The following is a 25,463-nucleotide window of genomic DNA, read 5'->3' on the forward strand; positions in this document are numbered from 1 at the left end:
ACGCATTGAACTCACCCGGTTTCGATCTCCCCCTGAAGGGGGGCGGGGTGCTTTATCCGCAAGCGCAGACCCAGGCTGAAATCACCGCCAATCTGGCATCGGTCCGCGAGCGCATCGCTGCGGCATGCGCGCGCGCCGGCCGCCTGCCGGACAGCGTTCGGCTGTTGCCGGTGTCCAAAACGGTCGACCAGTCGCGCATCCGCATGGCCTATGCGGCCGGCTGCCGGGTTTTCGGCGAAAACAAGGTGCAGGAAGTCCAGCAGAAATGGCAGGAGATGGCTGATCTGGGGGACGTCGACTGGGTGGTCATCGGCCATCTCCAGACCAACAAGGTCAAGGTGGTCGCCAAGATGGCCCGCGAGTTTCAGGCGCTTGACAGCCTGCGGGTGGCCGAAGCGCTCGAGCAGCGGCTCCAGCTCGAGGGGCGCACGCTGGATGTGCTGGTCCAGATCAACACCTCGGACGAGGCCAGCAAGTACGGCCTGCACCCGGACGTAGCCGCGTCATTCGTCCAGCAGCTGCGGCAGTTTCCGTCGCTGCGGGTGAAAGGGCTGATGACGCTGGCGGTCCTGTCGACCGACGCTGAACGGGTTCGCGCGTGCTTCGTGCGCCTGCGCGAACTGCGCGACCGCCTGCGGATTGATTTGCCGCCGGGCATGCACATGGACGAGTTGTCGATGGGCATGTCCGGTGATTTCGAAATCGCGATCGAGGAGGGGGCTACCGTCGTACGCGTCGGTCAGGCCCTGTTCGGCGCACGTGCATTGCCGCATCACCATTACTGGCCGAACCAGGCCCTTACTCAGGAGCACACCCAATGAAATCGGTTCTTGCCATTCGCCACGTCCATTTCGAAGACCTCGGTACGCTCGAAGGCGTGCTGGCATCGCGCGGCTTTCACATCGAGTACGTTGACGCCACCACCGCCAAGCTGGCGGCACTGGATCCGCTGGCACCCGACCTGCTGGTCGTGCTCGGGGGGCCGATCGGCGCGTACGACGAAACGATCTATCCCTTCGTCGACGACGAACTCAAGCTGATCAGCGCACGGCTGGCGGCCGGCAAACCCGTTCTCGGCATCTGCCTCGGCGCACAGTTGATCGCGCGTGCGCTGGGCGCCAAGGTCTACCCGCTCGGCGTCAAGGAAATCGGCTTCGGCCCGCTCAGCCTCAGCGATGCAGGGCTGGCCTCGCCGCTGGCGGCACTGAACGGTGTCTCGGTGCTGCACTGGCATGGCGACCAGTTCGACATTCCGGCCGGCGCGGCGCATCTGGCCGGCACCCGTATCGGCGCCAACCAGGCCTTTGCGCACGGCCCGAACACGCTGGGCCTGCAGTTCCACCTCGAGGCCGACACCGCCCGGATCGAACAATGGCTGGTGGGGCACGCCGCAGAGCTGGGGCAGGCGGGCATTGACCCGCGTGTGCTGCGCAAGCAGGCACTTCAGTACGGCCCGGCGCTGTCCAAGGCCGCGCGTGAAGTGGCCGAGCGCTGGCTCGATACCGTGATTTCCGAACAGACCTCGCCTGCATGAACGACATTGACGCACCCGGGCGGCGGCGCGCGACAACCGCGCTGCCGATCGACGTGATCTCGATCCAGTCGCAACTCGTCTACGGCAGCGTGGGCAACTCGATCGCGGTGCCCACGCTGCAGCGGATGGGGCTGCACGTGGCATCGGTGCCCACCGTGCTGCTGAGCAACACCCCGCACTATCCGTCGGTGGATGGCGGGGTGATTCCGGCGACGTGGTTCGCCGGCTACCTGCGCGAGCTGGAGCTGCGCGGCGTGCTGCAGGCCACGCGCGCCATCGTCATCGGCTATCTCGGCTGCGCCGATCAGGCACGCATGCTGGCCGGCTGGCTGGCGCACGTGCACGAACACTGGCCCGACATCCGCTTTTATGTCGATCCGGTGCTCGGTGATTACGACTGCGGCATGTATGTCGAGCCGGAGCTGGTGCTGGCCTATACCCAGCACCTGTTGCCGCTTGCGCACGGGCTGACGCCGAACGGTTTCGAGTTGGCGCGGCTTGCCGCGCGCCGGCTGGCGACGTTCGACGACGTGATCGACGCTGCGCGCGTCTGGCTGGCCGGACGGGCCGAATGGGTCGTCGTGACCTCGGCCCAAGCGCCGGGTTCCGCCGACGCGCCGCTCGGCGTGGCGATCGTGACGCGTGACGACACCCGGGTGCTGACGCATCCGCGCATTGCCTGCAATGCCAAGGGCACCGGCGACCTGTTTGCCGCAGTGCTGACCGGCCTGCTGCTGGCCGACGTACCGCTGCACGATGCCGTCCAACTGGCCTGCGACGAAGTGACCTCGGCACTGCAGTTCTCCCACCAGTCAGGCTATGCGGAGCTGAGCCTGAATTATCCATCCCGACTTGGAGCCCCCCACCCCTTATGGACACGACCCCGCACAAATACCGGCTCACCGTCTGGCAGCACGGCGAACTGCTAGGCTTTTTCGAAACCGAGGCGCCAGGCGCACGCGAAGCATTGGCCACGATCACTGCCCAGTTGCCGGCGGAGCAGGGCTTTCGTACCCAGCGTCTGGTGGCGTACGGCGAACGACGCATTCTTGAAAGCGGTCCGGACGGACTGCGTTTACTGGGAGCAGAAGCGCTGTTTCAAGCTGCGCCGCTGGCCGAATGACCCTGCCGGAGCCGCATCGAACCATGCCCACTTCCTACCTCATGCATGCCTATTCGCGTCAGCCGGTTTCGTTTGAACGCGGATCGGGCGCGCTTCTCTGGGACACCAACGGCCGGGAATACCTCGACGCCATCGCCGGCGTGGCGGTCACCAATCTGGGGCACGCGCATCCGGAAATCGCCGCAGCCATTGCCGATCAGGCGGGCCGGCTGATCCATACCTCCAACCTGTTCGGCATCGAATGGCAGGAGCGGCTGGGGGCACGCCTGTGTGCGCTGGCCGGCATGGACAAGGCTTTTTTCTGCAACTCCGGTGCCGAGGCCAACGAGACCGCGCTGAAACTGGCCCGGCTGCATGCGCAGCGTCGCGGCATTGCGCAGCCGCTGGTCGTGGTGATGGACAACAGCTTTCACGGCCGCACGTTCGCGACGCTGGCTGCCAGTGGCAACCCGGCGGTGCAGCAGGGGTTTGCGCCGCTGATGCCGGGCTTCATCCGTGTTCCGTTCAACGACATCGCGGCCCTGAGGCAATGCGCTGAAGAACACCCCGACATCGTGGCCGTCCTCGTCGAGCCGGTACAGGGCGAAGGGGGCGTGCACGTTGCTTCTCCGGCCTATCTGCAGCAGCTGCGCGCACTGTGCGACGTCCGGGGCTGGCTGATGATGATGGATGAAATCCAGACCGGCCTCGGGCGGACCGGCGCATGGTTCGGCTTCAACCATGCCGGCATCGTGCCCGACGTGATCACGCTGGCCAAGGCGCTCGGCAACGGCGTACCGATCGGCGCCTGTCTGGCACGCTCGACCGCTGCCGCGCTGTTTGTGCCCGGCAATCACGGCTCGACCTTTGGCGGCAATCCGCTCGCCTGCCGGGTCGGCTGCTGCGTACTCGACATCAGCGAGCGCGAACAGCTGCCGCTAAGGGCGAAACAACTGGGCGAACAGCTGCTTCGCGGCTTGCAGGTGCGGCTGGCCGGCCATCCCGGGGTGCGCGGCGTCCGAGGTCATGGACTGATGATCGCGATCGAAATGGCTGCGCCGTGCACGCCACTGGTCGAGCGCGCGCTGCGGACCGAGGCGCTGCTGATCAATGTCACGCGAGAGCGGACGATCCGATTGTTGCCGCCGCTGATCTGTACCCCGGTGCAGATCGACCAGATCGTCGAGCGCCTGTCGCGGCTGGTTCTGCTCTGGCTGACCGAGCAAGCCGCAGCCGCCGTGTCGGCACAGCCGGCCAGCGTTGCACTGGCCGGCGGCTAGGGCTGGCTGTTTTCGGGCCCCGATCGTTGTCAGTGGCTCAGGCCGCCGTCGCCTCGCGCAGCCAGTCGCGCGGGGCGGCGCCAAACCTCTGCTTGAACGCCTTGGAGAAGGCCGGTGCGCCGCTGTAACCGAGTGCGTCGGCGATCACCTTGATCGGCTGGCCCGCGCGCAGCTCGCCGATTGCCAGGCTCAAGCGCCAGTCGCTCAGGTAACTGGCGGGCGTCTGTCCGGTGGCCTGCTTGAAGCCAGCGGCAAATGCGGCACGCGACATTCCGGCCTTGGTGGCCATGGCCGCCAGCGTCCAGTCATCGCCGGGTTGGGCGTGGATCGCTGCCAGTGCCCGCGCCAGTCGCGGATCGGACAGGCCGGCGACCAGCCCGGAGGAGATGCCTGCTGCATCGGGGTGGTCGATCAGCCAGCGCAGCAGCTGGATCAGCACGACCTCGAACAGCCTGTCCGCCAGCAGGCGCGAGCCGCAACGGCTGCGGTCGGTTTCGGCGAACAGCAGGTTCAGCGTCTGTTCCAGCCCGGTGACTTGGCGCAAGGGCAGCAGGATCAGCGACGGCAGCGCCTGAACCAGCGGATTGTGCTCGTCGCCGTCGAAGCGCAGCGTCGCGCAGGTGAAGTCCGACCCGTCGACCGGCGGGTTGTGGAAGGCGTGGGTGATGGCTCTCGGGTAGAACAGCAATGTCGGTTCGTCGACGATCAGCCGGGGGGCCAGTCCATCATTGCCGGTATGGACGACCTCCATCTCGCCACGGCGCAGCACGTGCAGGAAGGCCCGCCCCGGTTGCTGCTCGAACAGGCTGACGCCGCACAGCGCACCGGTGTGAAACAGCTGTGCGCGCACGCGGAAGCGGTCAAGCAGCGGCGAAAGCCGGTCTACCGAAGGGGGCAGCGGGGTATCGGGCATGTTTGGACTTAAGGATATGTTTAATCGACTTTAGAACATTCATCGTATCCCAGGATCGGGCACAGTAACCACAGGGCCAGCATCGAACGCTACAGGTGCTGGGCATTGATCGCTGTTCACTCAGGAGTGCAACCATGCCGTTCCTCAAGTCGATTCTGTCCGCATTGAAGCCGGGCATCGTGCAGGCCGAAGTCGCTGCGCCGATCCCGGGTTATACCCTTGGCAAGCCCTCGGTGGCTCGCGCGCCATACTCGCTCGACGATCTGGCGTCGCTGCAGAAGGCATTGCTGTTCAGTGACGAAGACGTTCAGGCCTTGCGGCAAAGCGCCGCCATTCTGGCCGACCAGACCGACGCCATTCTCGATGTCTGGTACGGCTTCGTTGCCTCCACCCCCGAACTGGTGGTGTTCTTCGGCAACACCCGCACCGGCGCACCGGATGCGGGCTATCTGGCGGCGGTCCGCCAGCGCTTCGCACGCTGGATTCTCGACACCGCCGAAGCCAAGTACGATCAGGCTTGGCTGGATTACCAGTACGAAATCGGCCTGCGCCACAGCAAGTTCAAAAAGAACCAGACCGATCAGGTGCAAAGCACCGCGCAGGTCAACTTCCGCTACATCCCGGCGCTGACGATTCCGATCACCACGACACTCAAGCCTTTCCTGGCCAAGCACGGCGCCCCGGCGGCCGAGGTCGAGAAAATGCACGCTGCCTGGGTCAAATCGGTACTGCTGCAAGCCATTTTGTGGAGCCAGCCCTACATCCGCGAAGGGGAGTTCTGAAATGGCGACCATCCTGTTTCACGACGGTTGCAACATTTGCCTGTCGATCGCCGCAGCCTTCGAGTCGCTCGATACCACGATCGACATCGTCAATCTCGGCGTCGACAGCCGGCGTGCGGCCGAGGCGGTATCGCTGGGCGTGACCCGCTTGCCGTCGCTGGTCGTCAACGCCAAAGTGCTGAAGATCGAGGATCATTCGTCGATCGAGCACGTGTTGGCCTAGTCTCGGCGCAGGCTTCTGTTCCGGCCGCTCCGATGAAGGCGGGCAACAAAAAAGGGTTACGTTTTCACGTAACCCTTTGTTTTGTATCTGGTGCCCCGAGCCGGGGTCGAACCGGCACAGCTTACGCCGAGGGATTTTAAGTCCCTTGTGTCTACCAATTTCACCATCGGGGCAGGGCGCCGATTGTAGCACGCCGTTTGGGGATTTCCTGTTGCCAGAAAAGCAAAAAGCCCTGAATAATCAGGGCTTTTGTACTGGAGGCGGGGGTCGGAATCGAACCGGCATAGACGGATTTGCAATCCGCTGCATAACCATTTTGCTACCCCGCCGCAACTGCGACAAAAAAGGGAAAGCGTATAACTTTCCCTTTTTCTGGAATCTGGAGCGGGATAAGAGGCTCGAACTCTCGACCTATACCTTGGCAAGGTATCGCTCTACCAACTGAGCTAATCCCGCATCAGCAGGCAAAACAAGAAATGAAACCGGTGAATGGAGCGGGATAAGAGGCTCGAACTCTCGACCTATACCTTGGCAAGGTATCGCTCTACCAACTGAGCTAATCCCGCTTCGCCGTTTTCGCTGCTGTGTTCTGCAACTGAGGAGCGCATTATGGCTCCCGTAATGCCGTCCGTCAACACCTTTTTGCAAAAATGATCGGACGACCGAGGCTGCGCGGCCTTGCGGGTGTACTATGACGCCGTTGATGCTGTGCGGCGGGAAACGCCGTGCCGGAGGAAATCCGTTCCGCATCAGCGGGTTGCTGTACTGATCGATCCGTCGCGGGGCGAGCCCGCGCGTTTTGCATGGGGGAAGACCATGAGCAAGAAAGTCGTCACGCTGGCGCATTACTACTGCCAGCCCGAGATCCAGCAGATGGCCGACAAGGTCGGCGACAGTCTGGAGCTGTCCCTCTACGCCAAGGAGTGCGGCGCGGACACCATCGTGTTTGCCGGTGTGCGCTTCATGGCCGAGACCGCCAAGATACTGAATCCGGATGCCGAGGTGATCCTGCCCGACGCCGGTTCGACCTGTAGCCTCGTCACCCAGACCGACGTGGGGGCGCTGAAAGCGTGGCGCGAGGCGCATCCCGATCACGTGCACGTCAGCTACATCAACAGCTCGGCCGAGCACAAGGCGCTGAGCGACTGGATCGTCACCAGCCGCAACGTCGATGACATCATCGCCAGCCTGTATGCCGACGGCAAAAAGGTGATCTTCTCGCCGGACCGCAATATGGGCGCTTACCTGAACTTCCAGTACGACTACGGCATGCCGCTGTGGTCGGCCGTGTGCGAAGTGCACGACAAGTTCAACCAGAGCGCGCTCGACGAGGCGTTTGCCAGCGTTGCCGGTGCCAAATACCTGATCGCCCACCCGGAATCGCCGCTGCCGGTGCTGCAGCAGGCCGATTACGTCGGTTCGACTTCGGGCATGCTCAACTGGGTGAAGTCGTTCGACAAGGAAGCCGACGCGGTGATCTTTGTCGCGACCGAGGACGGCATCCTCTACAACATGGGGCTGGCGCGGCCGGATCTGGACATCCGTCAGGCGCCGATCTATGCCGGTTGCCAGTGCAATTCGTGCCCGTACATGAAAATGAACACGATCGAGGCGGTGAAGCGGGCGCAGGCCGGTGTCGGCACACGCATCGATTACCTGAGCCCCGAGGCGGTGGACGCCGCGCGGTTGCCGATCGAGCGCATGCTCGAGTTCTCCAAGCGTTATTACGCATAAGTGCAAAGGGCGGTCGAGACCGCCCTTTTTTCATCCGGGAGAACCGATGACGAAACGTTTCGACTATCTGGTGTTCATCGGCCGGTTCCAGCCGGTGCACAACGGTCACCTGAAACTGATCCACGCCGCACTGGAGCACGCCGACAAGCTGATCGTGATCTGCGGGTCGGCACGGCAGGCGGTCAGCCCGCGCAATCCGTTCACGCTGGCCGAGCGCGAGTCCATGCTGCGCGCGGCCTTGCCAGCCGATTTGCAGCACCGGGTGTTCATGCTCGGCTGCTCGGACCGGATGTACAACGACCAGCAATGGGTGACCGAAATCCAGAGCCAGGTCGACAAGGTCATCGCCGTGGATACCGCCAGCCTCGGCCATCGGGCGGCCGAATTCAGCATCGGCATCGTCGGCAGCCGCGGCAGCCGCAACGCATGGTATCTGGAGCTGTTTCCGCAATGGCAGCGGCTCGAGGTCGACGACGAACCCGGCATCGATGCGCAGTGCGTACGCGACGCGCTGTTCGATGCCGGCGGATCGCGCTTCGACAGTTGCGTAGCCAAGCTGCCGCCGGCGGTGTTCGACTGGCTGCAGGTCTTCCGCGGTGGCGAGGTGCATGCGCGTCTCGCTGCCGAATACCGCTATCTGCAGGATTTCCGCCGCTCGTGGGCGGTGGCGCCGTATCCGCCGACCTTTGTGACCGTCGACGCGGTGGTGATCCACTCGGGCCACATCCTGCTGGTACGGCGGCGGGGCATGCCCGGCAAGGGCTTGTGGGCACTGCCCGGCGGTTTCATCGAGCAGGACGAGCCGATCCGCGACGCGGTGATCCGCGAGCTGAAGGAAGAAACCCGGCTCAAGGTGCCGGCGCCGGTGCTCGCCGGGTCGATCCGTGCCAGCCGGGTGTTCGACCACCCGCAGCGCTCGCTGCGCGGCCGCACGATCACCCACGGTTTCCTGATCGAGCTGACGCCGACCGGCGAGGGCCTGCCCAAGGTGCGTGGCGGCGACGATGCCGACCGGGCGCAATGGGTGCCGCTGTTCGAGTTCAACCGGATGGAAACCGAGCTGTTCGAGGACCACTTCTACATCGTGAACTGGTTCCTCGGCCAGATCTGACTCCAGCGCAATTCAAAAAAAACGGCCCCGGAAGGGGCCGTGAAAGTCTCTGCGGTGTACTCGTTTTGCCGTGTTACTGCGCGTTGTCCTTGGTGACGAGGTTCAGCGGTACTGGGATCGACTTCGGTACCTGCTTGCCGTCGATGAGCTGCTTGGCGGTGTCGACGGCCATCTTGCCCATCAGGTCCGGCTTCTGCTGGACGGTGGCGGCCAGCGTGCCGGCCTTGACGGCGGCGATCGCGTCGGTGGTGGCATCGAAGCCGACGACGACAACGTCCTTCAGCCCGGCGGCCTGGATGGCCTGCAGCGCGCCCAGCGCCATTTCGTCGTTCTGGGCGAACAGACCCTTCACGTCCTTGTTGCCCTGCAGGATGTTCTCGGTCACGGTCAGGCCCTTGGCGCGGTCGAAGTCGGCCGGCTGTTTGGCGACAACCTGCACGTCCTTGGCATCCTTGATTCCCTCGCCGAAGCCCTGACCGCGTTCACGCGCGGCCGACGAACCCGGAATGCCTTCGAGTTCGATTACCTTGCCCTGATGCTTGATCTGGTCGAGCAGGAACTTCGCCGCCATGCGGCCGCCTTCGATATTGTCCGAAGCGATGTGGGCGACGACTTCGCCGCCGTTGACCGCGCGGTCGATGGTGATCACCGGGATCTTGGCGTTGTTGGCTTCACGCACGGCGTTGGCGATCGCGTCCGAATCGGTCGGATTGATCAGGATGACGCTGACCTTTTTCTGGATCAGGTCTTCGATGCTGGCGATCTGTTTGGCGGCGTCGTCCTGCGCGTCGACGGCGATCAGCTTGATGCCCTGCGCCTTGGCTTCGGCCTCGGCGGCCTGGCGCAGCGTGACGAAGAACGGGTTGTTCTGGGTCGAGACGGCGAGGCCGATCGTCGGCTCACCACCGGCGCTGGCGGCCGACGAGGCTGCGTTGCTGTCCGGGCCCTGCTTCGAGCACGCGGCGAGACCGAGGGCGATGGCGCCGATCAGCAGGGGTTTGATCCACGGTTTCATGCGACTTCTCCTATGTGACTGCGTTGTGGCGGGTGCTGGACCCACGTACTTCTTCCGTTTACTTCTTCCCTGCGCGGTCGATCAGCACCGCAAGCAGAATGATGATGCCCTTGATGACCTGCTGGTAGAACGACGAAACGCCGAGCAGGTTGAGGCCGTTGTTGAGCACGCCGAGCAGCACGGCGCCGATCAGCGTGCCGACGATCCAGCCGCGGCCGCCTGCCAGGCTGGTGCCGCCGATGACGACTGCCGCGATTGCATCCAGCTCGTAACCGGCGCCGGCAGTCGGCTGGGCCGAATTCAGTCGCGAGGTCAGGATGGCGCCGGCCAGCGCGGCCATCAGGCCCGACAGCGAGTAGACCCACAGCTGGACGCGGTCGACCTTGACGCCGGAGAGCTTGGACGCTTCCGGATTGCCGCCAACGGCGTAGACGTGACGGCCGAACACGGTTTTCTTCAGCACGAACCACAGTGCGCCGAACACGACCAGCGTGATCACGACCGGGATCGGCACGATGCCGAACACATAGCCGCTGCCGAGCATGTAGATGAAGTCGCTGTTGAAGCCGGTCATCGGGCTGCCGTTGGTGTAGACCATGGTCCAGCCGCGGTACAGCGTCATCGTGCCCAGCGTGGCAATGAACGGTGCGACCTTGCCCTTGGTGACGATCAGGCCGTTGAGCAGGCCCATGGCGGCACCGGCGATCAGGCCGACCATGGTGGCGGCGACTGGGTTCATGCCGCCGCCCATCAGGCCGGCCATCAGCGCCGCCGACAGGGCGAGCACGGAGCCGACCGAGAGGTCGATGCCGGCAAGCAGGATCACGAAGGTCATGCCGAAGGCGATCAGTGCGTTGATCGAGACCTGGCGCAGCACGTTCAGCAGGTTGCCGACGGTGAGGAAGTCCGGACTCATTGCGGCGAGGACGACCGACATGATCACCAGCGCGATCAGCGGGCCGAGTTTTTGCAGGGTGGCTTTGGTTTGCGGGCTCATCGTTACTGTCCTCCGGTTGCCGCGTGCATGATGGTTTCCTGGGTCGCGGTTTTGGCATCGAAGATGCCGGCCTGCCGGCCCTGGTGCATCACGAGGATGCGGTCGCTCATCGACAACACCTCGGGCAGCTCGGACGACACCATGACGATGGCGACACCGCTGGCGGCGAGTTCGTTGATGATCTGGTAAATCTCGGCCTTGCCGCCGACGTCGACGCCACGGGTCGGTTCGTCGAGGAACAGCACCTTGGGGGCAATCCCCAGCCATTTGGCGAACACCACCTTCTGCTGGTTGCCGCCCGACAGCGACTTGACGTCGAGTTCGGCGTCGCGGGTGCGGATCTTCAGCCGCGCGATCAGCCCGGCGACTTCGCCGCTTTCATTGCCGCCGTTGACGACGCCACCGCGGGCGAGCTTGGCCAGATGGGTGAGAGTGATGTTCTCGCGCACCGACATCCCGAGCACGAGGCCCTGGGTCTTGCGGTCTTCGGTGACGAAGCCGATGCCGTGGTCGATGGCGGCGATCGGGTCGTTGATGTGGATGGCTTCACCGTCGAGCCAGACATCGCCGCTCTTGCGGCGGCTGGCGCCGAACAGTGCGCGGACGATTTCGCTGCGGCCGGAGCCCATCAGCCCGGCGACACCGAGCACCTCGCCGGCATGCACCTCGAAATTGATGTCCGAAATCGCGTGGCCGTCGTCGAGGTTGCCGACCTTGAGGCGCGGCTTGCCGATCGCGACACTGCGCTTCGGAAAGCGGTCGCCGATCTCGCGGCCGACCATCAGTTTGACGATCTCGTCGAAGCCGGTGTCCTTGATCACGCGCTGGCCGACGAACTGGCCGTCGCGCAGCACCGAGATCCGGTCACAGATTTCGAAGATCTCTTCCATCCGGTGCGAGACGTAGACGATGCCGACGCCGCGCGATTTCAGGTCGCGCATCAGTCCGAACAGCACCTCGATCTCGCGGTCGGTCAGCGCTGCGGTCGGTTCGTCCATGATCAGCACCTGCGCATTCAGGCTCAGCGCCTTGGCGATTTCGACCATCTGCTGCTGGCCGATCGACAGCTTGCCGGCCTCCATGTCGGGGTCGATGTTCTTCACGCCGAGGTGCGCCAGGTATTCGAGCGCCAGCTCGCGCATCTTGCGCGAATCGAGCACGCCGCCCTTGTGCTTTTCGCGGCCGAGGAACAGGTTGTCGATCACCGACAGCTGCGGAATCAGGTTCAGTTCCTGGTGGATGATCGCGATGCCGTGGCGCTCGGCGTCCTTGGTATTGCGGATCTCGACCGGCCGGCCGCTGATTTCGATCGTGCCGTAGTCGGCCTGGTAGACGCCGCAGAGGATCTTCATCAGCGTCGACTTGCCGGCGCCGTTTTCGCCCATCAGTGCATGGATTTCGCCGGGTTCGAGCTCGAACTCGACGCCTTCGAGCACCTTGACCGGGCCGAAGGCCTTGCTGATGTCCTTCATCTTCACGACCATGACCGCCTCCTCAGAAGATCACGCCGGCGTACAGCACGACGTTGGCGTACGGCGTGGCTTCGCCGGTGCGGATGACGACCCTGGCGTCGTGCGACAGGCGCTTGAGTTCGTCGTGCGATACGTAATCGATGCCGATGCCGTTACCCGCCATCGCCGTGGCGCGGGCCATCACCGCCTCGTTGCGGTCGAGTACTTCGGTGGCGAACACTGCGCGCTCGACCTGCATGTCCTTGAGGACTTCGTCGAGCACGTCGAAGAAGCTCGGGGTCCCGATGCGCAATGCCAGATCGATGCGCTCGACATGGTCGGGAATCGGCAGGCCGCAGTCGCCGATGACGATGCAGTCGGTGTGGCCCAGCGTGGCCAGCACGCGGGCGATGTCGCTGTTGAGGATGCCGTGCTTTTTCATGCTGCGTTGTCCAGGAAGGTTTCGACTTCGGCGCGGGTCGGCATGCCGCCCTGTGCGCCGGCCCGGGTGACCGACAGGGCACCGGCGGCGCAGGCATAGCGCGATGCGGCGGCGAGGCCGAGGTCCCAGAACGCGGCAATGGCGCCGTTGAAGGTGTCGCCGGCACCGGTCGAATCGACCGCCTCGACCGGGAACGAGGTCTGGTGCTGCAGCGCGCCGGAGGCGTCGGTGAAGTACGCACCCTCGCGGCCCTTGGTCATCACCACCTTGCCCGGCAGCATCGCCAGAAGCGCTTTCCAGTTCTCGGGCTTGCCGTCGAGCGCAACGGCGAGTTCGTATTCGTTCGGCGTGAACAGCGCGACCTTGCCGACCAGCTCGATCGGCAGACGGGCCGCCGGGGCCGGGTTGAGGATGAAGGGCTTGCCGTGCTTTTGCGCCAGTGCGGCAGCGGCCTCGACCGTGGCCAACGGTACTTCGAGTTGGGCGAGCACGATGTCGGTCTCGGCGAATGCCTGCTCGGAGGCGGCAATGTGCTCGGGAGAGAGCTCGCCGTTGGCGCCGGGGACGACAAGGATGGCGTTGTCGCCGTCGCAGACCGTAATCGCGGCGATGCCGGTGGCGGCGGTCGCCGAAACACCGATCCAGCGGGTGTCGACGCCTTCGGTTTTCAGTGTCGCCGTCATCTGCTGACCGAACGCATCGTCGCCGACCCGGCCGATCATCGTCACCTGCGCGCCGAGGCGTGCCGCAGCGACCGCCTGGTTGGCGCCCTTGCCGCCGGGATGCGTGGCGAAGCGCTCGCCGAACAGCGTTTCGCCCAGGCGGGGAAAGCGCGTCGTGCCGACGACGAGATCCATATTGATACTGCCGACTACCAGCACCTTGGTCATAGCAACTCCTTATGCATCCGTAGTACAGGCTAGACCGCTACCACGGATTCGGGCTCTGGACTTGAGCGATGTGCTGATGCTAAACCGTGTTAAGCAAAAAAAGTAGACATGGATCAACTTTTTGTAGTGTTTTTTTAAAAACTACAGGAATCCCCTTATGCCGACGGCAAAGCGGGCCCGGCGCGGGCGCGGCGATGCCGGGGCCCTGCGTTGCGTGACGTTCGGGAAATGGATTAACGCTGCCGGCGGCGCACGCTGGCGTCGATCCAGCGTTCGGGCTCGGCCGGCTGGCCGGCCAGCAGTGCCAGTACGGCGGCAAGGCTTTCGGCCGCCAGCGCGTGGCTGTCCTGCGCGACCGACTGCACTGCCTGCGGCAGGCAGTCGAGCAGGGGGTGATCGTCGAAGGTCAGCAGGAAGTCCGGCCCGGCGCCGCCATGCGCGTTGACGAAGGCCAGTACGCCCTCGAGCAGCGTGATCCCGCCGGTGAAGACGGCCTGCGGGTAACGCCCGTGCCGGGCGACCCAGTCGGCCAGCCGGGTCTGGCCCGACGCGCGCAGGTAGTCGCGTTCGCTGATCCAGTCATCGGCGGGCACGATGCCGGCCTGATCGAGCGCGGCGCGATAGCCGGCGAGCCGGTCGGCGCTGGTCGACAGGCTGGCACCGCCGCCGATGTAGAGGATTTCGTGCGCACCGCGCGCGATGGCATCGGCGACCAGCGCTTCGGTGGCGGCCGCGGCGGCCGTCACGATGAAGGGCGTCGGGCTGCCGCCGACACGACGGTCGGCGAACACCAGCGGCAAACGCTTAGCCCAGCCGGCGTAGGCAGCCGGGTCGGCGCTGCAGGGCACGACGATCAGGCCGTCGACCTGGCGGGCGAGCAGCTGGCCGATGCCGGCGGCCTCCTGCTCTGGGTCGTCGCCGCTGCTGACGGTCATCAACTGGTAGCCAGCGGCGCGTGCCAGCGGCTCGAGCGCTTCGGCGAGGCTGGCATGGGCGAAGTTGGTCAGCTGCGGCACGACGAGGCCCAGCGTGTGGCTGGCGCGCGAGCGCAACGCGCGTGCCGACTGCGAGGGCTGGAACTGATGCTCGGCGGCCACGGCGAGGACACGCTGGCTGGTGGATTCGGAAATCCGGTATGCCCCGGCACGGCCGTTGAGGACCAGGCTGGCCGTGGTGCGTGAGACGCTGGCGAGCCGGGCAATGTCGTCGATGGTCAGGCGGGTGAAGGAAGACACGATGGGTGGCGGATTTGCTAAATCGTATTCAGCTTAACGGGCACAACGGTTTGGAACAAGGCGATCGAACACCGTTCAGCGTGTGCGGCCGCCACCACTGTTGGGCCACCAGGCGAACTGCCATTCGGCAAACGTCTTCTTGTCGGCGAAGCCGCCGAACTGCGTCGGGAAATTCGACTGCTTCAGCGGCACTTTGGCCGATTTGCTGTACACGCCCATGAAGCCGCCGCCGGGCGCGCCGATATAGCCCCAGTCCTCGCCGGTCATCGGGTCCTTGTAGGCACGGCGCAGAAAGCGGCGGGCAAACGGGACGCGGGGGTCCTGAACCAGATCCTGCAGGCGTTTGGGGTACTGGGTGCCTTCGGCGCCCTGGATGGCGGTATAGCCTTTGATCGCCAGGCGGATTTCGTCGCCGACACGCAGCAGTTCCTGCTCGCGTTCGCGTTGCAGCCGGTTCTGCCAGACGTCGCCGACAAGGCCGAGGTAGATGCCCATCACGAGCACCATCATCAGCACCCACAAATAGGCAAAGCCCGAGTACCGGCGCGGGCTAGAGGTCCAGGTACGGTTTGCCATCGCTGTCATTGCCTTGGGCACCGCTCTTGACGTCGTAGACGCCGCTGCCGCCTTCCGGCGTGATCGTGCGCCACGCATCGCGGCGGTTGGCGACCGGATCGAGCGGCATTTCGCGCAGGTAATGGCGCTGGACCAGCTCGTCCAGTGTCGCCGGATAGCGGCCGGTATCGGCGTAGAACTTGTCGATCGCATCGCGCATGGCGACAAGATTGTGTTTCAGCACGGTCTCGGCGGCGCGGTCGGTCTGCTGGAAATAGCGCGGTACGACCAGCGTCAGCAGGCTGGCCATGATGGCGAGCACGACAAGCAGTTCGATCAGGGTAAAGCCGCGTCGGCGGCGGGAAGAGGACATCGTGGGATCACCAGTCGCGGTACGGCGTGCCGTTGAGGCCGGTGCCGTTGGAACGTGTGTAGACATCGTAGACGTCGCGGCCTTCCTGTGGCGAATCGGGCGGGCTGGCGTAGCTGCGGATGCCCCAGGTCTGGACATTGCTCATGCTCGGGCAGTCGCAGAACGGGTCGCGCGGAATACGTCGCAGGAAGTAGATTTTCTTGCCGGTCGGGTCCTTGGCATCCTTGACGCCATCGGCGAGCACCGCCAGTTCGGGGGGATAGCCGGTGTCCTCGAGCGACTTGCTGACCCGACCGTCGTCGACCGCCTGCTTGTAGGCGTCGATCGCACCGCGAATCTGCCACAGTGCCTGGCGCAGTTCGGACTCGCGGTTCCGCGTTGCCGCGACCTGCGACAGCGGCAGGGCCACTGTCGCGAGGACGGCGAGGATGGTCAGCGTCACCATCAGCTCGATCAGCGTGAATCCGCGCGCGCGTTGCATGGCGGCCTCAGCGGCGTCCCAGACCGCTGCGCGGCACCGGCGTCGTGGCGTCGGCCGGCGCTTGGGCCGCAGGTGCCGGTGCGGCAGCAGGCGGCGGCGCGACCGGTACCGGAGCAGGTGCTGGCGGCGGCGCGCTGACGGCGCCCCCCTGGGCCGAGTAGGTCATCGTCGACGCGTTGCGCAAGCGCAGCGGATCGGTCGAGATCGACGCGTCGGTTCCGCTGTCGAACTGGGTCACGTAGCTGCTGGGAATCGGCAGGTTGCGGACGATGCGCGGTGTGATCGACAGCACCAGTTCGGTCTTTTGCGACGAATCCGACTTGCTGCCGAAGATGCGGTCGAGGATCGGCAGCTCGCCGAGGCCCGGAATCGCGTTGCCGGTACTCTGGCTGTTGCGGCTCAGCAGGCCGGCAAGGATTTGCGTCTCGCCGTCGCGCCCGCTCATGACGGTTTCGGCACGTCGGGTGCCGATCTGGTACACGAGCAGGCCGGTTTTGGTGGTCTGCTTGTCGGTGACGTTGGACACCTCGAGCTGGACCTTGACGCCGATGTCGCCGTCGGTGCCGATGGTCGGTTCGACGTTCAGGGTCAGGCCGACGTCCTGATAGCTGACGGTTTCGCTGACCACCCCGTTCGAGTTGACCGTCGTCACGACCGGCAGCCGGTCGCCGATCAGGATCTTGGCCTTGTCGCGGTTCTTCACCCGGATTTTCGGGTTGGCCAGAATGGTGCCCGCGCCCTTGGCATGAGAGAGGTTGGCGGTGATCGTCGGACTGCCGACGTTGACCAGCACATTGCCCTTGTTGAGGCTGGAAAGCTGGTCGAGCCCGATCTGCCCGGGCGTGAACGTTCCCTTGCTGGTGTCGGTCGCGCCGGTGAAGCCACCGACCGTCGCGCTGACGCTGTCCGGGTAGCGGATGCCGAGATTGAGCGTATCGCTGCTGTTGACTTCGAGCACTTCGACGTCGAATACCACCTCGGATTGCGGCAGATCCTGTGCGGCGATCAGCCGTTCGGCGACGGAGATCGCTTCGGGCGTGTCGCGCATCACCAGCATGTTCAGGCGCTCGTCGATGTAGACGTCGCGCGTCTTGACCATCTGCTTGAGCATCGACAGCACCTGCTTCGGGTCGGCGTTGCTCAGGTAGAAGGTCCGCATCACCAGATCCTTGTAGTCGCGGTCCTTATCGGGGCGCTTCGGATAAATCAGGATGGTGTTGTCGTTGAGGATCTTCTTGTCGAGCTGGTTGGTCGCGAGGATCAGGTTGATCACGTCCTCGACCGTGGTGTCGCGGGCGAAGATCGTCGTGCGCAGGTTGGCCGGCACGTCGCGGTCGAAAATGAAGTTGACCTTGCCGATGCGCGCGACGATGTCGAACACGCTCATCACCGGCTGATCGCGGAACTGCAGCGAAATCGGGCTCTTCAGCGCTTGCGCCAAGGCAGGGCGCAGATTGGCTTCGCGCGCCTTGCGGTTTTCGATGTCGTCCTTGAGTTTGACCGCCTGCGGGTTGCGCGGGTTTTCCGCCAGCACCTGACGAACGATGTCGAGGGCTTCGTCGGGACGCTGTTCCTTGATCTCGCCGGCGAACTTGAGCATCGAATCGCTGCGCACCGAGCGCTCGAGCTGGCGCATGCCTTCCTGCGCGCGCACATTGCCCGGATCCCAGGACAGCATCTGCTGGTAGCGCGCCAGCGCCGCGGCCATGTCGCCACGGGCACGGGCGGTTTCGGCATCCTGCAGCAGCTGACCGAGCAACTGGTCGAGCTGTCGGCGATAGGTGGTCCGCAGCTTGATGTCGTCCGGATACTGCTGCACCGCGGTCTGCAGCGCCTTCAGGCCTTCCTGCGTATCGCCTTGCTGGATCATCGCTTCGCCCTGCTTGCGAGCGCTGTCGGCGGCACAGCCTGCGAGCATCGCGGCCAGAATGGTGACGGTCAACGCGCGTTTCACGGCGTTCCTCCTATCGGCAGCGTTTGCTGCTGATTCAATGGCATGAATGTAAAGGTAATGAGGTCACGGCCGACCTTGTCGACGCGCCACGTACCCAGCAGGGTTTCGCCTTGCTGGATGCGCCCGAGCGCATCGCAGCGGTTGCAGACGACGTACTGGTCATTGCCGGCCTGCAGCACGACGTAGTCGGTGCCGCGTTCGTGCCAGGTCGAGACGACCTGGAACGGCAGCGGTGGCGCGACCGGCACCGGGGTCGGTGTCGGTTTGGCCGGCGGTGGCGGTGGGGGCGGGGGTGGTGCCCATGTCTGTTTCGGGAACAGGTTGACGGCGCTGGCGGTCGACGCGGCCGAGGCACGGACGGCGGCGACGCGGGCGACCGAACTCGCTTCGGAAGCGATTTCGCGTGCCGGCATGCTGCGCGGTTTGCGCGCGGCCACGTCGGTATCGGACGGCGTATCGCCGCCTTCCTTCCAGATCGTGTAGCCGGTCAGCAGCACGGTGACGGCCAGGATGATTTGCAGCGGGCGCGAGAGCATCAGCGTCCCCCCTTGGCAACCGGCTGCGGATTGGCCACCTCGGTCAGGTAGGAGAGTTGCAGCTGGATCGCCAGCATTTCCTCGCCGATCTGCTGGCGGCTCATGCTGACCGATTCGATCCGTACGCCCGGAATCGCCGTCAGGGCGCGCATGAACGCGCGCAGCGACGGGTAGTTGCCGCTGGCCGGGAACTGCAGGCCGAAGCGCATCAGATGGCCATCCCCCTCGGTCAGGCTCTTGTAGTCGCTCTGGATCACTCCGATGCCGTGCTGGGTGGCGAGTTCGGAGAGTTCGCCGAGAAAGGCGGTAAAGCTGCTGTCCGGGCGCAAGCGGACGTAGGCGGCTTCGCTGGCAACTTCGCTGGCGCGGGCGACCTGACGCAGCTCGCCGCGTTTAGCGGCAACCGCGACTTCACGTTTGTCGAGATCGCGCTCGATCGGTTCGACCTGCTGCTTCAGCAACAGCGCAGCCATGATGATCAGCGCGAGGCCGACCCAGCCGAGGGTGCCGGCGTAGCGTGGCCAGCGGCGCAGGTGCCAGACGATCTGTTGGGTTTTCATGGCGCCTCCGTCGCGCGCCAGCGCACTTCAACCGCGGCACCGGTCGGCTTGAACGGATCGGCGGGCTTGAGCGATTGCCGCGCCAGCGAGACCTGGGCGATGTCGGGTTGCAGCGCCAGCGCATCGATCCACGCCAGCAGGTCTTTCTGCGTCTTGGCCTCGAGTTCGAGCTTGAGGCTGCGTTCGGTCGTGCTGACGTCGATCTTGGTGTAGGCAATCGCCGGTACCCAGGCGGCTTCGAGCGCGGCCAGTCCGGCTTCGGGCGACGCGTACTGGGCGTGCTCGATGGCCGCGACCTTGTCGTTCAGCGGGGCTTCCTTCTGTGCTTCGAGCTTCGAGGTTTCCTGCTTTTTCATCAGCCACGACACTTCGGCTTCCTGGGTGTCGATGAGCTTGCGGCGTTCCTCGGCGACGTCCTGGCGCGACAGCACCCAGAGCAGCACCACGACACCGGCGGCGATCAGGACCAGTCCGAGCCACGGTGTGGCCGTCGGCTTGCGGTGGAAATCGAGCTGGACCGGTTTCATGCGCTGACCTCCGGTCGTGCCCACTCGCGTGCGGCATCGAGCAACGGATGCAGGCCGCCCAGCCATTCGACGTCGAAGCTCTCGTCGTGATGCTCGACGGGCGCCTGCGTCGAGGCGAGGTAGAGGTCATGCGGAACGAAGTCGCTGGCCAGCATCGCTGCATCGCGGACCAGCGACGCCAGCGAGGCGCCGCTCAGTCCGCCGGCCGGTGCGGGCAGGGTGACGACGCCGCGCCAGCTGCGCTGTTTGCGGAACAGGCAGGTGACGTGTTCGTGTTCGGCAAGAATCAGTGCGAACTCGCGCGACTTGAAATCGCTGCGGTAGCGATTGGTGACGTCGGTCAGCAGCGGTGCAACCGCCTGCAGCTTGCACCGGCGGGTGCGCGCCAGCTCGATCAGCGTCTGGTACAGCCCCTGGTCGACGGCGGCGGCAAGCCGCGGCGCGCCATAGCTGCCATCCTCGATGGCCACGCGCCAGGTATCGGTGGCGACGTTGAACTGCGAGGCCATCAGTACGCGGGCGTAGCCCTGCCAGTCGGCGTCGCGCTTCAGGTTGTCCTGCCAGGGCAGGACGCTGTAGCGCACCCACGGTGCGCCTAGATGCAGCGTCAGCGTATCGAAACGGCCGGACGGTGCGTCGGCCAGCAGTTGCTGCAAGCGCAGCACCGCGGTGTCGGCGGTGCCATCGATGAGTTCGGCGCGACGCACGACCGGACCGCGCGGCCAGCGTGGCCGGCTCGCGAGCAGGACCTGACTGCGCAGCAGCCAGCCGTGATGGTCAATCGACAAAGGTGACACGATTGATTTCCTGCAAGGTGGTTTCGCCGCGCGACACGGCCATCAAGGCCATTTGCCGCATCGACGCAAAGCCGGTCTGGCTGGCGAGGGTTTTCATTTCGCCGGGGGGCGCGCGGTTGACGATGGCGACCTTGAGATCGTCGTTGAGCCGCAGTACTTCGGCGATGGCCTTGCGGCCGAGGTAGCCGGTATTGCGGCAGGCCTTGCAGCCGGTGCCCTTGCGGAAGCGCCAGGCGGCAACCTGATCGCGGGAGAGGCCCGAATCCGCCAGCAGCTCGTCGTCCGGATTGTCGTCGGTGATGCAGTGCGGGCAGATCTTGCGGATCAGCCGCTGCGCGACGACGCCGATCAGCGCGTCAACGAAGCTGTGCGATTCGACGCCCATGTGCATGAAGCGGTCGAGTACCGAAAAGGCGTTGTTGGCGTGCACCGAGGTCAGCACCAGGTGGCCGGTCAGCGCCGCCTGCACGGCGATGTTGGCGGTTTCGCCGTCGCGGATTTCGCCGACGAGGATCTTGTCCGGGTCGTGCCGCAGGATCGAGCGCAGGCCGCGCGCGAAGCTCAGCCCCTTCTTGTCGTTGACCGGAATCTGCAGCACGCCGGGCAGCTGGTACTCGACCGGGTCCTCGATGGTGATGATCTTTTCTTCGCCGGTGTTGATTTCCGACAGCGTCGCATACAGCGTCGTCGACTTGCCCGAACCGGTCGGCCCGGTCACCAGCAAGAGGCCGTAGGGTTCGTTGGCAAGCGAGCGGATCGCCGCCATCGTCACTTCCTCGTGACCGAGGATGTCGAGCCGCAGCTGCTTGAACGAATCGCCGCCACCCTGTTTGTCGAGCACCCGCAGCACGGCGTCCTCGCCATAGATCGACGGCATGATCGAGACCCGGAAGTCGATGTCGCGGCCGTTCATGATGACCTTGAAGCGGCCATCCTGCGGAATCCGCCGCTCGGCGATGTCGAGGTCGGCAAGGACCTTGATCCGCGACACGGTCTGCTCGGCGGTTTCGATGCCGTTGGCGCCACCGATGTGCAACAGCACGCCGTCGATCCGGTACTTGATCGACAGGCCGGCCGGCGTGCTTTCGAGGTGGATGTCCGATGCCTTGGATTTGAGCGCGTCGTACAGGGTCGAGTTGACCAGTTTGACGACCGGATTGTTGTCGGCGGCGATCGTCGACAGCGAGATCTCCGGCACGCCGTCATTGCTGGCTTCGCCGTCACCGCCGCCGGCGAGCTGGTCCATCGCCCGGTGGCTGGTTTCGTACTTCTCCAGATAGCGTGCGACGTCGTCGTAATGGCCGAGTGCATTGCGGAACGCAACCGACAGCCGCTGCAGCGCCCAGTTGCGCGTCGCCGCGTCGAACGGGTTGCCGTAGACCAGCGACAGGCTGCCGTCGGTGTCCTCGACCAGCACGCACTGGTGCGCGACGGCATCGGCATAGGGCAGCAGGTCGTAGCGCGGAAACAGTGCGTCGAGGTCCGACCGCGTCAGCGCCGGCAGCCCGAGGAAGGTGCTGACGTCGAAACGGTAGTCGTCGTCGGACACACCGAGCGTCTGCTGCAGCAGCAAGGGCAGCGGGGTATCGCCGCGGTTGGCGCGCAGGTGCTGGATCAGGTCGAGGGTCAGCGCGGACATCAGTGCACACTCCCTGCAAGTTCGAAAATCGGCATATAGAGCAGGAAGACGATGGTGCCGATCATCACGCCGATGAACAGCATCAGGATGGGTTCGAACAGCTTGGTGAACATTTCGATGCCGCGGTCGAGCTCTTCGTCGCAGAACTGCGCCGAGCGCTCGCACATCGTTGCCAGTTCGCCGCTCTGCTCGCCAACGCGAAGCAGCCGCTCCGATACCGGCGTCGTCAACTGGTAGCGCGGCAGCGTCGCCGACAGGCCCTGACCGGCACGGATGTCGACGATGGCACGACCGAGCGCGAGGCGCATCGGCGTCGGCAGCAGCTGCGCTGCCAGCTCCATGGCTGCGACGACCGACAGGCCGCCGGCGAGCAGCAGGCCGACGGTACGGTAGAACCGGGTCAGCGCGAACAGCCGGCGATAATCGTTGAGCCGGGGCAGACGCCAGACGATTTCCATCAGCGCACCCTGCACCGATGGCGTGCGCAGCAGCAGCACGATGCCGGCGATGGTCGCGGCGATGCCGGCAAACAACCAGTGGCCGTGCTGGTGCACGAGGTCCCCCCACCACAGCATGATCTGCGCGGCGAAGGGGATGTTGCGCATCGAGGCATAGATCTGGCTGAACTTCGGAATCACGTAAAACAGCAGGAACAGCATGATGCTGCCGCCGATGGTCAGGATCACCATCGGATAGATCAGTGCGGCGATGACTTTCTTCTTCACGCCGGCGAGCCGGGTGTCGTAGTGGTGGTAGCGCTTGAGGGCCTCGGAGAGGTGACCGGTCTTTTCTGCCGAGCCGACGGTGGCGACATAGAGCGGCGGAAAATGCTCGGGCATCTGCGTCAGGACTTTCGAGAAAGGCAGGCCCTGGTAGAGCGTCTCGACCATGCGGGTCAGCACGACGCGGCTGCCGTCCTGCGCGCTTTTCTCTTTGAGCGTTTCGACGGCTTCGACCAGCGTCAGACCCGCTTCGAGCAGTGCGATCAGCTCCTGCGTGAACAGCGAAAGGCCGAACTCGCTCTTGCGGAACGACAGCCGCTGTTGCGTCTGGAAGCTGACAAGCTGGGCACCCTGCGCCGCAAGCCGACTGCGAAGCTCGGCTTCGTTGGCCGCGTCGAGCTCGAGTTCGGTGAGGCGGCCGGCCGCCAGCGCCTTGACCTTGTAGCGCATGGTGAACTACCGGGACCGGGGGCGATCAGTAACTGATGTCGGTGTCTTCGCCACTGCCACCCGGCTTGCCATCGGCGCCGAAGGTCAGCAGGTCGAAATCCTTGCCGTTCTCGCCAGGGCGGCGATAGATATAGGGGCGGTCCCACGGGTCGCTGGGGACGTCCTTCATCAGGTAGGGGCCTTGCCAGCGGTTGCCGGCGTCGGCGGGCTTGGCATTCAGGACGGCCAAGCCCTGCTCGGTGGTCGGGTAGTTACCCATGTCGAGACGGTAGTTGTTCAGCGCATCCGAGAGCGACTTCATCTGCCCGGCCGCAGTCTTGGCCTTGGCTTCGCCGACCTTGCCGAACAGTTTCGGACCGACGTAGCCGGCCAGCAGGGCGATAATCAGGATGACGACCAGCAATTCGAGCAGGGTGAAGCCTTGCTGAAGCGTCTGGCGGGACCATGGGCGGGATGTTTGGCCGTACTGCGTCATGGAGCGTCTCGATCTTTTCTAATTGGTATTGTCGGTATTCACACGGCAGTGGCTTGGCACCCTGCTTGTTTGTCGTGAGTGTGAATAGTTGTCTTCCTTGCGTGCCATCCTAACCGGCTCGGGTCCGGCCCGGCAAGCCTTTCCGGCCATGTCTGGACAATTGCGCCAAACCAATCGGCGTGCGGCTTTGCAGCATATTCCGAATGGCTGGAGAAACCGACCTCAGGTCGGTTTCTTTCTTGCACTGCGGCAAGAAAAAACCCCCGGTTTCCCGGGGGTTCGTACTGTGCGAGTTGCTGAAACTTACTCGCGGACCTTGGCCATGGCCTTGGTCAGTTCGGCATCCGGCGTATCGCCATCGAGCGACCAGCTGAACGCGCCACCCAGCTGGTTGGACTTGATGTAGTCAACCTTGGTCTGGATGTCGGTCGGGGTGTCGTAGCTCCACCATGTGCTGCCGTCGTACTTGTACGACTGCTTGGTCACCGGGTGGTAACGCAGCGTGCCGGCGGCGTTCTTCAGGACCTTGTAATCCTCGATGCCGGCTTCGTACGTACCCTTGGCTGCGCCGGTAGCGGTCTGATACAGGCCGTCACCGTTCGGGCCGGCCTTCACGCCGGTCCAACCACGACCGTAGTACGGCACGCCGACCAGCAGCTTGCTGCGCGGAGCACCCTTGGCGATCAGCTGCTGGATGGCTTCGTCGGTGTTGTAGTACGACACGAGACTACGCTGACCGGTCTTCGGGTCGATGTAGTTCGGGTTGTTGACGTCCTTGAACAGGTGCGCCTGGAAGTCGGTCGGGCCTTGTGCTGCCCAGCCGCCGTTGTAGTCGTAGTTCATGACGTTTACCCAGTCGAGGTACTTGGTGTACTCGGCCGGATCGGTCTGCTCGATCTTGTCCTTGCCGGCGCCGATGGCGACGGTGAGGGCATAGCGCTTGTTGTTGGCAGCGCCGATCGCGTCGAGCTGGGTGCGGAACTCCTTGAGCAGCAAGGTGAAGTTCTGCTTGTCGGCTGCGCTGACGGTGTTGTACGGCTGACCGATCACGCCCGGGAATTCCCAGTCGATGTCGATACCGTCGAACACGCCTGCGGCGACGCCCGGACCACCGGCGTTCGAGCCGGCATCAAACGGCAGGTTGCCCTTGATGTAAACGTCGATGCAAGAGCTGACCAGTTGCTTGCGCAGTGCGTCGGTGCTGGCTGCTGCCGAGAACCACTTCGACCATGTCCAGCCGCCGAGCGAGATGAAGACCTTCAGGTTCGGGTACTTGGCCTTCAGCTGCTTGAGCTGGTTGAAGTTGCCCTTGAGCGGACCGGAGACGCCGTTACGCGGATCGTCCCATGCCGGCCAGCCCCAAGCATCGCCTGCGAAGCCCTTCTGGTAGTCGGCCCAAGCGTCGCCGCCGGTACCGGCATCCGGTGCGTTCGGATCGGTTGCACCCGGTTCGAGCTTGTTGATGATGCCGCACTCGTAACCGCCGTTCTTCTGGTACAGGTTGCCGAACGCGTAGTTGATGAAGGTGAGCTTGGCAGCCGCGCCGCTGTTGCCGATGTCGGCGACCTGATAGTTGCGGCCGTAGATGCCCCACTGTGCGAAGTACGAACCGGCCTGAACGGTCGGCGCTGCAGTCGGCGTCGGGGTCGGGGTCGGGGTCGGCGGAGTCGGAGTCGGAGTCGGAG

General features: G+C 64.6%; 28 protein-coding genes and 4 tRNA genes. 9 read left to right on the forward strand and 23 right to left on the reverse strand.

Annotated features, from left to right (window positions below; all coding sequences use genetic code 11):
• Positions 1–5: 5 nt before the first annotated feature.
• Genes JMJ54_RS13290 through JMJ54_RS13310 form a run of 5 tightly spaced genes read left to right on the forward strand, consistent with a single transcriptional unit; the run spans position 6 to position 3,916 of the window.
• The gene (locus JMJ54_RS13290; protein WP_239000079.1) at positions 6–821 is read left to right on the forward strand and encodes a YggS family pyridoxal phosphate-dependent enzyme; all 816 of its coding nucleotides are present in this window, start codon (positions 6–8) and stop codon (positions 819–821) included.
• Complete coding sequence (locus JMJ54_RS13295) at positions 818–1,534, forward strand: glutamine amidotransferase (RefSeq protein WP_203539035.1); 717 nt, start codon at positions 818–820, stop codon at positions 1,532–1,534. The genes JMJ54_RS13290 and JMJ54_RS13295 overlap by 4 nt, the downstream gene beginning before the upstream one ends.
• A complete protein-coding gene (pdxK, locus tag JMJ54_RS13300) occupies positions 1,531–2,463 on the forward strand; it encodes a pyridoxine/pyridoxal/pyridoxamine kinase (protein WP_203539036.1) in 933 nt (310 codons plus the stop codon). The genes JMJ54_RS13295 and pdxK overlap by 4 nt, the downstream gene beginning before the upstream one ends.
• Before the next feature lie 38 nt (positions 2,464–2,501).
• Entirely contained in the window at positions 2,502–2,657 is a 156-nt protein-coding gene (locus tag JMJ54_RS19250; protein ID WP_239000080.1) for a hypothetical protein, read from the forward strand.
• Between the two features lie 23 nt (positions 2,658–2,680).
• The gene (locus JMJ54_RS13310) at positions 2,681–3,916 is read left to right on the forward strand and encodes an aspartate aminotransferase family protein (protein ID WP_203539038.1); all 1,236 of its coding nucleotides are present in this window, start codon (positions 2,681–2,683) and stop codon (positions 3,914–3,916) included.
• Between the two features lie 37 nt (positions 3,917–3,953).
• On the opposite strand, the gene JMJ54_RS13315 is transcribed toward JMJ54_RS13310, so the two are convergent.
• The gene (locus tag JMJ54_RS13315; RefSeq protein ID WP_203539039.1) at positions 3,954–4,829 is read right to left on the reverse strand and encodes an AraC family transcriptional regulator; all 876 of its coding nucleotides are present in this window, start codon (positions 4,827–4,829) and stop codon (positions 3,954–3,956) included.
• 134 nt (positions 4,830–4,963) lie between these two features.
• Between JMJ54_RS13315 and JMJ54_RS13320 the strand changes: the two genes are divergently transcribed.
• Together JMJ54_RS13320 and JMJ54_RS13325 are read left to right on the forward strand one after the other, a co-directional pair.
• The gene (locus JMJ54_RS13320; RefSeq protein ID WP_203539040.1) at positions 4,964–5,611 is read left to right on the forward strand and encodes a protoglobin domain-containing protein; all 648 of its coding nucleotides are present in this window, start codon (positions 4,964–4,966) and stop codon (positions 5,609–5,611) included.
• A 1-nt stretch (position 5,612) separates the two neighbouring features.
• Entirely contained in the window at positions 5,613–5,834 is a 222-nt protein-coding gene (locus JMJ54_RS13325; protein WP_203539041.1) for a hypothetical protein, read from the forward strand.
• An 88-nt stretch (positions 5,835–5,922) separates the two neighbouring features.
• Here JMJ54_RS13325 and JMJ54_RS13330 read toward each other — a convergent pair.
• From JMJ54_RS13330 to JMJ54_RS13345, 4 genes are all read right to left on the reverse strand, one after another.
• A tRNA-Leu gene (locus JMJ54_RS13330) sits at positions 5,923–6,007 on the reverse strand.
• Positions 6,008–6,089: 82 nt separating this feature from the next.
• Positions 6,090–6,163, reverse strand: a tRNA-Cys gene (locus JMJ54_RS13335).
• Between the two features lie 51 nt (positions 6,164–6,214).
• Positions 6,215–6,290 (reverse strand) — tRNA-Gly (locus JMJ54_RS13340).
• Positions 6,291–6,324: 34 nt separating this feature from the next.
• Positions 6,325–6,400: transfer RNA gene (locus JMJ54_RS13345), tRNA-Gly, on the reverse strand.
• Positions 6,401–6,650: 250 nt separating this feature from the next.
• Here JMJ54_RS13345 and nadA point away from each other — a divergent pair.
• Both nadA and JMJ54_RS13355 read left to right on the forward strand, forming a co-directional pair.
• Positions 6,651–7,568: a quinolinate synthase NadA gene (nadA, locus tag JMJ54_RS13350; RefSeq protein WP_203539042.1), complete on the forward strand. Its 918-nt coding sequence runs from the start codon at positions 6,651–6,653 to the stop codon at positions 7,566–7,568.
• Positions 7,569–7,614: 46 nt separating this feature from the next.
• Positions 7,615–8,679, forward strand: a complete 1,065-nt coding sequence (locus JMJ54_RS13355) for a bifunctional nicotinamide-nucleotide adenylyltransferase/Nudix hydroxylase (RefSeq protein WP_203539043.1) — start codon at positions 7,615–7,617, stop codon at positions 8,677–8,679.
• A 73-nt stretch (positions 8,680–8,752) separates the two neighbouring features.
• Here the strand turns inward: JMJ54_RS13355 and rbsB are convergent, their stop codons facing one another.
• The 18 genes from rbsB to JMJ54_RS13445 all read right to left on the reverse strand — a co-directional run.
• Positions 8,753–9,694 (reverse strand): ribose ABC transporter substrate-binding protein RbsB, encoded by a 942-nt coding sequence (gene rbsB / locus JMJ54_RS13360; protein WP_203539044.1) that lies wholly within the window; start codon positions 9,692–9,694, stop codon positions 8,753–8,755.
• Between the two features lie 58 nt (positions 9,695–9,752).
• A complete protein-coding gene (locus JMJ54_RS13365) occupies positions 9,753–10,691 on the reverse strand; it encodes an ABC transporter permease subunit (RefSeq protein WP_189461505.1) in 939 nt (312 codons plus the stop codon).
• 2 nt (positions 10,692–10,693) lie between these two features.
• Positions 10,694–12,175, reverse strand: a complete 1,482-nt coding sequence (locus JMJ54_RS13370; RefSeq protein WP_203539045.1) for a sugar ABC transporter ATP-binding protein — start codon at positions 12,173–12,175, stop codon at positions 10,694–10,696.
• Positions 12,176–12,185: 10 nt separating this feature from the next.
• Entirely contained in the window at positions 12,186–12,584 is a 399-nt protein-coding gene (gene rbsD, locus JMJ54_RS13375) for a D-ribose pyranase (protein ID WP_203539046.1), read from the reverse strand.
• Positions 12,581–13,474 carry a ribokinase gene (gene rbsK / locus JMJ54_RS13380; RefSeq protein WP_203539047.1) on the reverse strand — a complete coding sequence of 298 codons (894 nt, stop codon included), beginning with the start codon at positions 13,472–13,474 and terminating at the stop codon, positions 12,581–12,583. The genes rbsD and rbsK overlap by 4 nt, the downstream gene beginning before the upstream one ends.
• A 233-nt stretch (positions 13,475–13,707) precedes the next feature.
• Positions 13,708–14,709: a LacI family DNA-binding transcriptional regulator gene (locus JMJ54_RS13385; protein WP_203539048.1), complete on the reverse strand. Its 1,002-nt coding sequence runs from the start codon at positions 14,707–14,709 to the stop codon at positions 13,708–13,710.
• A gap of 75 nt (positions 14,710–14,784) precedes the next feature.
• Positions 14,785–15,285: a type II secretion system protein gene (locus JMJ54_RS13390; protein WP_203539049.1), complete on the reverse strand. Its 501-nt coding sequence runs from the start codon at positions 15,283–15,285 to the stop codon at positions 14,785–14,787.
• On the reverse strand, positions 15,260–15,637 hold the full coding sequence (locus JMJ54_RS13395) for a type II secretion system protein (RefSeq protein WP_203539050.1): 378 nt from the start codon (positions 15,635–15,637) through the stop codon (positions 15,260–15,262). Before JMJ54_RS13395 ends, JMJ54_RS13390 begins: the two co-directional genes overlap by 26 nt.
• Before the next feature lie 7 nt (positions 15,638–15,644).
• Positions 15,645–16,118 (reverse strand): type II secretion system protein, encoded by a 474-nt coding sequence (locus JMJ54_RS13400; protein ID WP_203539051.1) that lies wholly within the window; start codon positions 16,116–16,118, stop codon positions 15,645–15,647.
• A gap of 7 nt (positions 16,119–16,125) precedes the next feature.
• Positions 16,126–18,072 (reverse strand): secretin GspD/PilQ domain-containing protein, encoded by a 1,947-nt coding sequence (locus JMJ54_RS13405; RefSeq protein WP_203539052.1) that lies wholly within the window; start codon positions 18,070–18,072, stop codon positions 16,126–16,128.
• Complete coding sequence (locus JMJ54_RS13410; RefSeq protein ID WP_203539053.1) at positions 18,069–18,608, reverse strand: hypothetical protein; 540 nt, start codon at positions 18,606–18,608, stop codon at positions 18,069–18,071. Before JMJ54_RS13410 ends, JMJ54_RS13405 begins: the two co-directional genes overlap by 4 nt.
• Positions 18,608–19,168, reverse strand: coding sequence for a hypothetical protein (locus JMJ54_RS13415; RefSeq protein ID WP_203539054.1), 561 nt, complete (start codon positions 19,166–19,168; stop codon positions 18,608–18,610). The genes JMJ54_RS13410 and JMJ54_RS13415 overlap by 1 nt, the downstream gene beginning before the upstream one ends.
• Positions 19,165–19,695 carry a hypothetical protein gene (locus JMJ54_RS13420; RefSeq protein WP_203539055.1) on the reverse strand — a complete coding sequence of 177 codons (531 nt, stop codon included), beginning with the start codon at positions 19,693–19,695 and terminating at the stop codon, positions 19,165–19,167. The genes JMJ54_RS13415 and JMJ54_RS13420 overlap by 4 nt, the downstream gene beginning before the upstream one ends.
• A complete protein-coding gene (locus tag JMJ54_RS13425; RefSeq protein ID WP_203539056.1) occupies positions 19,692–20,492 on the reverse strand; it encodes a hypothetical protein in 801 nt (266 codons plus the stop codon). The genes JMJ54_RS13420 and JMJ54_RS13425 overlap by 4 nt, the downstream gene beginning before the upstream one ends.
• Positions 20,473–22,131 carry a GspE/PulE family protein gene (locus tag JMJ54_RS13430; protein ID WP_203539057.1) on the reverse strand — a complete coding sequence of 553 codons (1,659 nt, stop codon included), beginning with the start codon at positions 22,129–22,131 and terminating at the stop codon, positions 20,473–20,475. Before JMJ54_RS13430 ends, JMJ54_RS13425 begins: the two co-directional genes overlap by 20 nt.
• Positions 22,131–23,303 (reverse strand): type II secretion system F family protein, encoded by a 1,173-nt coding sequence (locus JMJ54_RS13435; protein ID WP_203539058.1) that lies wholly within the window; start codon positions 23,301–23,303, stop codon positions 22,131–22,133. Before JMJ54_RS13435 ends, JMJ54_RS13430 begins: the two co-directional genes overlap by 1 nt.
• Before the next feature lie 25 nt (positions 23,304–23,328).
• Complete coding sequence (gene gspG / locus JMJ54_RS13440; RefSeq protein WP_203539059.1) at positions 23,329–23,778, reverse strand: type II secretion system major pseudopilin GspG; 450 nt, start codon at positions 23,776–23,778, stop codon at positions 23,329–23,331.
• Between the two features lie 303 nt (positions 23,779–24,081).
• A partial coding sequence (locus JMJ54_RS13445) for a glycoside hydrolase family 18 protein (protein ID WP_203539060.1) occupies positions 24,082–25,463 on the reverse strand: 1,382 nt, incomplete at its 5' end.

This window comes from Jeongeupia naejangsanensis (assembly GCF_016865585.1).
Lineage (GTDB): Bacteria > Pseudomonadota > Gammaproteobacteria > Burkholderiales > Chitinibacteraceae > Jeongeupia > Jeongeupia naejangsanensis.